The organism is Desulfonatronum thiodismutans (assembly GCF_000717475.1).
Classification (GTDB): Bacteria; Desulfobacterota; Desulfovibrionia; order Desulfovibrionales; family Desulfonatronaceae; genus Desulfonatronum; species Desulfonatronum thiodismutans.
Map to the genome: position 1 here is coordinate 161,423 of NZ_JPIK01000011.1, position 9,776 is coordinate 171,198.

Annotated in this window: 11 protein-coding genes; 4 read left to right on the top strand and 7 right to left on the bottom strand. The window is 57.2% G+C overall.

Annotated features, from left to right (window positions below; all coding sequences use genetic code 11):
* Positions 1-96: 96 nt before the first annotated feature.
* From GY33_RS19100 to GY33_RS0108475, 3 genes are all read right to left on the bottom strand, one after another.
* The gene (locus GY33_RS19100; protein ID WP_035271615.1) at positions 97-438 is read right to left on the bottom strand and encodes a sll1863 family stress response protein; all 342 of its coding nucleotides are present in this window, start codon (positions 436-438) and stop codon (positions 97-99) included.
* Between the two features lie 26 nt (positions 439-464).
* A complete protein-coding gene (gene treZ / locus GY33_RS0108470; RefSeq protein ID WP_051822428.1) occupies positions 465-2,318 on the bottom strand; it encodes a malto-oligosyltrehalose trehalohydrolase in 1,854 nt (617 codons plus the stop codon).
* A 265-nt stretch (positions 2,319-2,583) separates the two neighbouring features.
* Positions 2,584-3,681: a sigma 54-interacting transcriptional regulator gene (locus tag GY33_RS0108475; RefSeq protein ID WP_031386920.1), complete on the bottom strand. Its 1,098-nt coding sequence runs from the start codon at positions 3,679-3,681 to the stop codon at positions 2,584-2,586.
* A 160-nt stretch (positions 3,682-3,841) separates the two neighbouring features.
* Between GY33_RS0108475 and GY33_RS0108480 the strand changes: the two genes are divergently transcribed.
* Genes GY33_RS0108480 through pspC form a run of 3 tightly spaced genes read left to right on the top strand, consistent with a single transcriptional unit; the run spans position 3,842 to position 5,244 of the window.
* Positions 3,842-4,570: a PspA/IM30 family protein gene (locus GY33_RS0108480; RefSeq protein ID WP_031386921.1), complete on the top strand. Its 729-nt coding sequence runs from the start codon at positions 3,842-3,844 to the stop codon at positions 4,568-4,570.
* 51 nt (positions 4,571-4,621) lie between these two features.
* Entirely contained in the window at positions 4,622-4,870 is a 249-nt protein-coding gene (locus tag GY33_RS0108485) for an envelope stress response membrane protein PspB (RefSeq protein WP_031386922.1), read from the top strand.
* Entirely contained in the window at positions 4,867-5,244 is a 378-nt protein-coding gene (gene pspC, locus GY33_RS0108490) for an envelope stress response membrane protein PspC (RefSeq protein ID WP_031386923.1), read from the top strand. The genes GY33_RS0108485 and pspC overlap by 4 nt, the downstream gene beginning before the upstream one ends.
* A gap of 13 nt (positions 5,245-5,257) precedes the next feature.
* Here pspC and gnd read toward each other — a convergent pair whose 3' ends face one another.
* Positions 5,258-6,727: a decarboxylating NADP(+)-dependent phosphogluconate dehydrogenase gene (gene gnd, locus GY33_RS0108495; protein ID WP_031386924.1), complete on the bottom strand. Its 1,470-nt coding sequence runs from the start codon at positions 6,725-6,727 to the stop codon at positions 5,258-5,260.
* A gap of 32 nt (positions 6,728-6,759) precedes the next feature.
* Positions 6,760-7,149: a DUF1622 domain-containing protein gene (locus GY33_RS0108500; RefSeq protein WP_200874852.1), complete on the bottom strand. Its 390-nt coding sequence runs from the start codon at positions 7,147-7,149 to the stop codon at positions 6,760-6,762.
* A gap of 76 nt (positions 7,150-7,225) precedes the next feature.
* Between GY33_RS0108500 and GY33_RS19105 the strand changes: the two genes are divergently transcribed.
* The gene (locus GY33_RS19105) at positions 7,226-7,705 is read left to right on the top strand and encodes a rhodanese-like domain-containing protein (RefSeq protein WP_051822429.1); all 480 of its coding nucleotides are present in this window, start codon (positions 7,226-7,228) and stop codon (positions 7,703-7,705) included.
* Positions 7,706-7,715: 10 nt separating this feature from the next.
* On the opposite strand, the gene GY33_RS0108510 is transcribed toward GY33_RS19105, so the two are convergent.
* Together GY33_RS0108510 and GY33_RS0108515 are read right to left on the bottom strand one after the other, a co-directional pair.
* A complete protein-coding gene (locus tag GY33_RS0108510; protein WP_031386927.1) occupies positions 7,716-8,570 on the bottom strand; it encodes a hypothetical protein in 855 nt (284 codons plus the stop codon).
* A 166-nt stretch (positions 8,571-8,736) separates the two neighbouring features.
* Complete coding sequence (locus tag GY33_RS0108515) at positions 8,737-9,726, bottom strand: HD-GYP domain-containing protein (RefSeq protein ID WP_031386928.1); 990 nt, start codon at positions 9,724-9,726, stop codon at positions 8,737-8,739.
* Between the last annotated feature and the right edge of the window lie 50 nt (positions 9,727-9,776).

Genomic DNA, 9,776 nt, shown 5'->3' on the forward strand with positions numbered 1-9,776 from the left:
CGCGGAACCTGAGCGGATTTATGAGGGACATGAAAACCTCCTGGCGTGGTTACATGCTGTGAGACAACGTCAGGAAATGCAAAATTGCAGCAAAGGCTACTCGTCACGGTCTTTGCTCTGCCTCTCTTCCCGACCTTCCTGATACCCCTTTTCAAATGCTGTTTTCGCCCTGGCAAAACTCGCCTTCCATACTCCCCAGGAGGATTCGACGCCCTGCCTGAGTTCTTCCCAGGTTGATTCTCCCGCGCTTTGCAGATCCACGATTTTCTCTTCCAATTCCTGGCGCTTTGACCGCAACTCTTCAAGCTTCTGCTGACACTTGATTTTTGCGTCCGCTTCGGCCTGGTCCGCTTTGGCCGTCAATTTGTCGATGTCCGCGTTCCATTCGTCAACCTTGGCTTTCAACCTCTGGACATACGCATCACGTTTTTCCGACATAATCTGTCACCTCCCTGTATAATTCCTCATTTAGGGACCACGGTCCACATTATTCCCCAGCCCTGCAATTCCACGTCGTTTCCTTTTCGTTGAGCGTAAGGCGAAACATAGATGATATCCAGTGAATCGGGAGCATTTTTCGGGCCAGAGTTAGTCAGGAATGACTTGGGACCGAGATTGCCCGTCATGCGCAGAACACGGTCATCGGTCAATGGCCAGTCCACGATTAGCACGCTGGATTCGTGGATTTGCCATGTGGCGGCTCCGGGCTGCATCAAACCCAGCAAGGGCACGATGCGTTCCCGGCGCAGGGCCAGAAGATCCCGGTAGAAGGTCAGCCACTGGGCGTGCCCCACGGAATAGCGCTCATCCCAGTTCAACACGGCGCTCCGGGCCGTGGCAGGATCGTTGGGGTCGGGGATGCGCTTGCGCATGGCCGGGTCGGCGAACTCCGGGAAGGCCGCGAATTCCTTGCGCCGGCCTTCCCGGACCGCATCGGCCAAATCGCCCTGGAAGTCGCAAAAAAACGGAAAAGGCTGCTCCGTGGCCCACTCCTCGCCCATGTAGAGCATCGGAATCTGGGGGCTGAGCAAATACATGGCCGTCAGGGCCGTGCGCTTTTCCACCGGGGCCAGCAAGGTCAGCCGCTCTCCCAAAGCCCGGTTGCCGATCTGGTCGTGGTTCTGAATAAAGGCCACGAAGGCTTCGGGCGGGAGATGGGCACTGGGCTCGCCCCGGGCCTCGCCCTCCCGGTGGGGTGAGGGTTCGCCCTGATAGGCGAAGCCCTCGGCCAAACATCGGCCCAGCCGGTCCAGCGCGTTGTCCGCGTAGTCCGCGTAGTAGCCCTGGGTCTCCCCGGTACCCAGCACATGGTAGACATGGTGAATATCGTCGTTCCACTGGGCCACGTAGTATTTTGGCTCCCCGGTTCCTGCTCGCCCCAGAAACCGAGCCTGATTGGCGTCGTTTTCCAAAACCAGGTGCACGTGTCGGTCCTGGGGAAGCACCTTGCTCACGGTCTGGGCCAATTCCTCCAGGATATGCACGGGACCGTCATCCTGGATGGCATGGACCGCGTCCAGGCGTAGGCCGTCAAACCGATACTCCCGCAGCCAGAACACGGCGTTGGCAATAAAAAAGTCCCGGACCTGACGCACGGAAAAATCAATGGCCGATCCCCAGGGGGTCTGGTAGGCCTCGGTGAAGAACTGGGGAGCATAGAGATGGAGGTAGTTTCCTTCCGGGCCGAAATGATTGTAGACCACGTCCAGAAAAACCATCAGCCCCAGCCCATGGGCCTCGTCGATGAGACGCCGCAAATCCTGAGGCGAGCCGTAGACCGAATCCGGGGCAAAGGGCAGCACCCCGTCATACCCCCAATTGCGGCGACCCGGAAAATCGGCCAGAGGCATCAGCTCCACGGCCGTGACGCCCAGTTCCTTGAGATATGGCAAGCGGGCGCGGACTCCGTCATAGGTGCCTTCCGGCGTGAACGTGCCCACATGGAGCTCGTAGAGCACGGTCTCCGCCCAGGGCCGCCCTTTCCAGTCCGAATTCTCCCAGGTGAACCCGGCGGTATCCACCACCTGGCTCGGCCCGAAGCCGTCCTCAGGCTGAAAGCGCGAACCCGGGTCCGGGACCAGAGTCTCGCCGTTGATCTTGAAATGATACAAGGAGCCGACCCCGGCCTCGGGAACCAAAACCTCGCGCCAGCCGTTTCCAGCGTCCGCCATGGCCACGCTCCGCTCCGCTCCCTCTCCCGTCAGGACCACGTCCACGTGTTTGGCTCCCGGAGCCCAAAGCCGAAAACGTACGCCGGCGTCTTCGAGACTCGGGCCAAAGGAACACCTTTCCAAGAAGGATCTAATCTGATTGTTCATGGTTTGCTTTCCTTGTTCAGTGCGTGAGTGAAAAAAAGCCGCTTTGTGTGGTCGTGAAGAAAATAAATGTGTTATTACCATACACAACCAATACCTGGCGGAATCCTTTACGCAACACACGGACGGATTGATAAACGGCAAGCCTTGGCTCCTAATCCATGCCTTTGCCCTCAGCCCGGATCATCCGAATGTTTTCCAGCCCACTCGGTAGGGTGACCAGATCCGCGTTCCGTGACAGTTATTTTCACCGTCACCCCACGATTCATCACTTTCTTGAGCCAGCTTCCCCCTCCAACTCAAGAGCCTCCCTATGTTTCCGGTACAGACCGCGGAATTGATGATAGCGAAGGCCGAGGATTTCAGCGGCCCGACGCTGGTTGAACCTGACTTGGCGTAATGCTTGGCGCAGGCGGCGGCGTTCCAGTTCGTCCACGGCTTCGGGCAGGCTGAGCTGTTCGGGAATGGGCTCTTCCGGAGTCCTGGCGTGATCGGTCGATGCGTCGGACAGAGGAGATCGTGGGGATGATGCTTCATGTGCTGTTTTTCCAACGGTCGCGACCCTTCCCGCTGACGGCATCGCGGCAAAAGGGTCCAGAGTCAGCTCCTTGATCACTGTCGCGTCACCGGCCCGAAACACGGCCCGCTCCACGACGTTTTTCAATTCCCGTACATTGCCCGGCCAGGAATACGTTTCCAGGGCCTTGACCACGGACGCCGACAGGCGTGGCGGTTCGAAACGGCCCAGTTCCACGGCCATCCGGGCCGCGAAGTGCTCGGCCAGCAGTACCGCGTCACCGTGCCGCTCGCGGAGCGGCGGGACGCGCAGGACTTCAAAGGCCAAACGGTCCAGCAGGTCGGGCTTAAACCGCCCCTGGGCCGCCAGGGCGACGAGATCGGCGTTGGTGGCCACGATGATCCGGACGTCCACCTCCAGGGGCGAGGAGCCGCCAAGGCGCTCCACGACTTGGTACTCGGCCACGCGCAGAATCTTTTCCTGCATGTTCAGGGGCATGGTTCCGATTTCGTCCAAAAACAGGGTACCCTTGTGCGCCGCCTCAAATCGACCCCGCCGCAACCGGACCGCTCCGGTGAAGGCTCCCGGCTCATGGCCGAAGAGTTCGGATTCCAGAAGCGATTCGGACAAAGCCGAGCAGTTCACGGCCACCAGCGGCCCCTGCCAGCGATGGGAATGGTAGTGCAACCGAATCGCGGCCAGTTCCTTACCCGTACCCCGCTCACCGACGATGATTACGGGCCGGTTCACCTTGGCCACGGCAACAATGTGCTCTTGCAAGGCTAGGAAGGCGTCTGAACCCCCCAGGGCTTCGGGTATCGTGGAGATGCTTGTGGTGATATTCGCCATAGATTGTTTCTTTCTGCCGAATAGTATCTGAGCTCGTCAAGCACCATCGCTATTCTTTTTCCGCAATACACTGAAATACCGGATGATCATATTTTGGCACGCCATATGCTTTTTCGAGAAACGACCACATCGCCCCGGAAACCGCAAGGAGGACCATAGTATGGGTATTTTCACCAGATTTCGAGATATCATCAGCTCCAACATCAACGCCATGCTGGAGAAGGCCGAGGATCCGGAAAAACTTCTGCGCCTGATGATCCAGGAGATGGAGGAAACCCTGGTAGAACTCAAGGCCTCCTGCGCCGGAGCCATGGCCACGGCGGTCAGAATTCGCCGGGAATGGGAACAGGTTGACGCCAAGGTGCTGGGCTGGGGAGATAAAGCCGCCTTGGCCGTGGACAAGGGCTACGAAGACTTGGCAAGAGAGGCTCTGCTGGAGAAACGGGAGCTGGAGGCCAAGGCAGATCGGTTGGCCGGGGAGTTGGCCGAAAGCGAGGGAATTATCGAAGGCTACAAGGCCGATATCGCCACGCTGGAGGAAAAGCTGCTCTCGGCCAAGGACAAACAGCGTCTTCTCATCCAGCGACACATGCGCGCCAAGGGCCGCAAGCGAGCCGGGCTGGATATGCGCCGGGCCGACTCCCATGCGGCCATGTTGCGCTTCGAGGAGTTCGAGCAGCGCATCGACCGGATGGAGGCCGAAGCAGATCTGGCCGGTCCCTGGGCAACCTCCTCAACTAGTCGTCAACGACAGGGGAAAAGTGAGGAGGCCTTTACGCTGGAGGAAAAATTCGCCAAGTTGGCCGCGGACGAGGATATCGAACGCGAACTGGCCTCCTTGCGCGCCAGAAACGCTGCTCCGTCCGGGCCTGACCAGACGGGGCTCTAATCGGCCTCTAGCCGGTTGCCTACTCCCCAACCACAACCAAGGAATACGACCATGATGGGTTTTCTGACCACCCTGGTTCTCGCCGGAACGGCGTTGATCATCGTTTTCTTCCTGGGCGTGATCGTACTCACAGGTATCCGCCATTTCCGTTCCGGCCCGGACGGAGGATTATCGCCGGAAGAGACCGACGAAGCCCGCATGATCCAGGAGATCTATCAAAGCTTGGAAAAACTGGACGCCCGGGTGGACAACCTGGAATCCATCCTGATGCGCCAAAACGATGAAGGTGGTCCAAAATGATCAATCAAGCGGGCCGGGATAGGCTCTACCGCTCCAGGAGCGGCATGATTCTCGGGGTGTGCAAGGGCTTGGCCCGGTACTTCGACGTGTCTCTGTTCTGGACCCGGGTCATCGCCGTGATGCTGATGTTCTTCACCGGCTTCTGGCCCCTGGTGGGCATCTACCTGCTGGCCGGGTTCCTACTCAAGCCCGAGCCCGTACTGCCCCTGAACAACGACGAGGAAAGCGATTTCTACCAGGCCTACGCCCGCTCCAGGAACGAAGGCCTATCCAGAATCAAAAGCAAATTCGACCGCCTGGATAAACGCATCCGCCGCCTGGAAAACGTGGTCACATCCAAGGAATTCGACTGGGATCGCCGATTCAGGCGGTAGGTCGAAGGTCCGATCAAACGTTATACGTCGAAGACGCCGTCTCGCCTCCCGTTCCCGTCCAGTTGGTGTGGAAGAACTCCCCTCTCGGTTTGTCCACACGCTCGTAGGTGTGCGCGCCGAAGTAGTCGCGTTGGGCCTGGAGCAGGTTGGCCGGGAGGCGTTCGCAGCGGTAGCCGTCATAGTAGCACAGGGACGCGGCCATTACCGGGGCCGGAACGCCCAGGTCCACGGCAGTTTTCAGAACCGTACGCCACGCCGCCTGAGCCCCGGCCAGGACTTCGCGGAAGTACGGAGCCAGCACCAGGTTGGCCAGATCCGGGTCAGCGTCGTAGGCCTCCTTGATTGTGCCCAGAAAGCGGGCCCGGATGATGCATCCTTCCCGCCAGAGCAGGGCGATCTCCCCGAAATTCAGATTCCATCCATATTCCATCGACGCCGCGCGCAAAAGTTGAAAGCCCTGGGCGTAGGAGCAGATCTTGGCCGCGTAAACGGCTTTTTCCAATTGATCCACTACTGCGGACATGTCGCCGTCACTGCCTTGCGAGGCAGCCTTGCCAGGGCCGGAAAGGTAGGGACCGGCCGCGACCCGTTCATCTTTGATCGCGGAGAGGAAGCGGGCAAAGACCGCCTCGGCGATCTGGGGGATGGCCACACCCAGGTCCAGGCCAACCTGGGAGGTCCACTTGCCCGTGCCTTTCTGACCGGCCGTGTCCAGGATCAGATCCACGGTGGGCGTCCCGCTTTCCGGGTCCACGTGCCCGAGGATGTCCGCGGTGATCTCAATGAGATAGGAGTCCAATTCCCTGGTGTTCCAGGCCGCAAAAATGGGTTGGATCTGGTCCGCGCTCATACCCAGGCCTTGGGATAACAAATGATAGGCCTCGCAGATCAACTGCATGTCGCCGTATTCGATCCCGTTGTGGACCATCTTCACGAAATGCCCGGACCCGTCCGGTCCGACCCAGTCGCAACACGGGGTCCCGTCCGCCACCTTGGCCGCGATGGCCTGGAAAATCGGCTTCAACGCCGGCCAGGCCTGGGCATTGCCGCCGGGCATGATGGACGGCCCGAGCAGGGCCCCCTCTTCTCCCCCGGAAACCCCGGCCCCGACATACAGTAACCCTTTCGCGGCCAAATCCGTACAGCGCCGGGTGGTGTCCAGGTAGGAACTGTTGCCGCCGTCTACAAGGATGTCCCCCGGCTCCAGCATTGGTTCCAGGGCGTCGATGAGCTGATCCACCGCCGCTCCGGCCCGGACCATGAACATGATCCGGCGAGGTCGTTCCAGGCTGGCGACCAGTTCTTCCAGGGTCCGGCATCCGATCAAATTCTTCCCTTGGCCGCGACCGGCCAAAAAAGCGTCCACCTTGTCCACGGTCCGGTTATGGCAGGCCACCCGGAACCCCTTGCTCTCCATGTTCAGGATCAGGTTTTCACCCATCACCGCCAAACCGATCACCCCGATATCCGCCAGCTTGTCCATTCGTTCATCCTCTCTTGCAATTGCTGGTTGCGTCACACAAAATTTCCGTTCTCCTGGTCTTCACGAGGCCGTCGCCAGGGCAGATGGCCGTTCAGCTCGATTTCCAAGGAAAAGCTGAGGAAAGTCCGGATCAGCACCAAAAGCCCCAGCAGGGCGACATGCTGCAAGTTGAAATTATGGGTGGCGGTAAGGATGATGTCCCCGGCCACCAGGAGTTCCAACCCCAGCAAAATGGCCTTGCCCATGCCGCGCCGGTAAGTGTGATAGAAATGATCCGTGCTCCGATGTACCCAGGAACGGTACAAAAAAAGTCCGGTAGTGGCCACCACGCCGACGCAAATTACCGCCACGCCCAGGGCTTCCATGCTCAGGGCGGCGTAATACATGAAACTCATGAACACCCCGCTGGGCTCTCCAACCATGTCGCACTCCAACCCTCAAATGTTTCAACCAAAAAGAGCCTTGATTCCTGCCCGGAGAGGTCTTACAGAGACCTCCATGCCGACTTCACATCCCAAGCCCTCAACACGCTTCCTGATCCCCGCCGTGCTTCTGGCCATGCTGGTCGCGGTGCTGATTTTTCAATACGCGACCCAGTCCTCGTCAACAACCGTTTCGGGAGACAACCTTACGGCCAATGCCGCCTGGGAGATGGTTCAGGAGAGGAAGCTGACCATCGTGGACATCCGGCGCGCGGAAGAATGGCAGCAAACCGGAACGCCTCAAGACGCGATCCGGCTGTCCTTCGAAACCCACCCCCAAGGACCGGAAGGCTTCCTCCGCGACCTGGAAGCGGCCCTGGAATCCGATAAAACCCGACCTTTCGCCATTATCTGCCGCACCGGCAACCGCACCGGCCTGCTGCTTCCCTTCCTGCACGCCAACGGATTCACCAAGGCCCAGGCTATCCCCGAAGGCATGACCGGAAGCAGCCATGGACGCGGCTGGCTACGTCACGGCCTGCCAGTGGACCGCTGAAGCCGGCCCCTCACCCCGTCTCGTCCACGATTCGCCCGGAATTGCGAAACAACAAATCCAGCAGGATTTGTTCCAATGACTTCGTCGGCACATGCCGCCTGGCCTCCACGGCCTGATCCAGCAGATCAGCCTGGGATACCAGGGCTGAAGCCTGGTATTCCAAGCCGTCCTCACGGCGAGTGTAGATGTCTTCGATGAGGGTCATGTCGCCGATATAGCCGGACAGAGCCTGTAATTGAGCATCCGGGTCGGCTTCGAGGGCGACACCTGTCAGCATATCCCAATCAAAATCGGAATCACCCTTGTTGAGTGCACGAAAATTCAGATCAAATCCGCCATCCGGGAAACCCTGGATATGCACTTTGCCATCCGAGGTAATCTGCTGGGAATCCCATTGGCTTGCGTCCAGGAGGGCGATGTTGTTGAAGCGCGTGGACTCGACGGTGCTGGTGATACGATTACGGAGCGCCTCGTAATCCTTCTTGTCCGCTGACGAAGCTTCAAATGGATCTGGACCAGCGTGATTATCGCGCTCCTCCTTAACTTTCTTCGCCAACGCCTCCATCTCTTTCAACAATCCCTTGAGCGTACTCACGGCTTCCTTGGCAATACCCATCATGGCCCCGGCCTCCTTCACGTTCCGGGCATTCTGCCGGATGGTCCGGCTATCCGCGCGGAGCTTGCCGGTGATGGCTTCGTCGAAAGGATTAGTCAGGGGCTGGACCGGCTGACGGCCCAGGATCATGGACCGCAGATTGGCACCCACGCTGGAGCCATGAAAGTAGGCATTCATCAGCATGTCCTGCTGCCAGAGCTGATTGGCTGTATCGAAAACCACGAGCCGTTGCAGATCGCTCAAAGCCATGTTGCCCCCCTGGTGATGGGTGGAAGACCAGATTTGTTTCGAAGATACGGGAAGAGATATGAAGCAACTCCATATCTCATCGGCACGTCAACCATGGACATTCCGACGCCGATTCCGAACCGACTCCGAGTTGATCAAGTCCTATCCTTTTGAAAACACGATAACGTCATAGCTGTATCCCGCCCTGGCTGATCATCCTGATAAAGGAAGTCACGAGTTCTCGATCGAGCCGTCCTCGCTCCACATCTTTAGATAAAATCCTCAAGGCCTCGAAGGAAGTGATTTTGTACTTGCGGTAGGGTCTCTCACAGGTAATGGCGTCGTACATATCCGCAATGGTGATCACCTGCACATGCCTGGGTATGTTCCTTGTCCCGGTCGGATACCCTGAGCCGTCCAGCTTTTCATGATGAAACAAAACGCACTGGGCCACTGACTGGTCCAGGTCCATATACTGACACATTTCGACGCCATGAATGGGATGTTTCTTGACCTCGTCGAACTCCTTCGGAGTCAAAACACCGAATTTTTCAAGAATACTCTGTCTAACCTTTGACTTACCGATATCGTGGAGCAAAGCTCCAACTCCGATTTGGCGGACAGTTGATTTTCTCAGGACCTGGGGATCGGACTGCTCACGATGATGATGAATTAGCAAAGAAATTGCATAAAGAGAAGTGTTTATGCAATGAACATACTCTTTGTAGTTTGTAGCGATTAAGTTGCGTAAGGATTGTATCGCACCTTGATTATTATTGAATAATCTATAAATGTTATCAACGACCTGGACCAGCTTTTCGTAGCTGTCGCTATTTGGATAATCCTTACTGATTTGATTAAAAAATTTTTCCACGACGATCATGGAATGGTCGTAGAGAATTTCAACTTTGCTATCCAGTGAAATTTTTGGGTTATCAAGCAGCACATGGAGATTTTTCTGAACAAAAGACTCATATTTCATCTTATCCTTGTTGTTGATATATATATTCCCAATTCCATTATCAACGAGTCTTTTCCGATGCTCTTCCGTAAAATTCGTTGGTGTTGCGTAGAGGATATAGTTGTTATCCTGAAAAAGATAGATCTTGAAGTCAAATTGTTGCTCTGAAGTGACCAGCAAAAGCGGAGAAATATGAAAATATTGATTTTCTATCATATACAGTATTGATTGGATTAAAGTAAATTATCTCAACTTTCGGGGTTGCT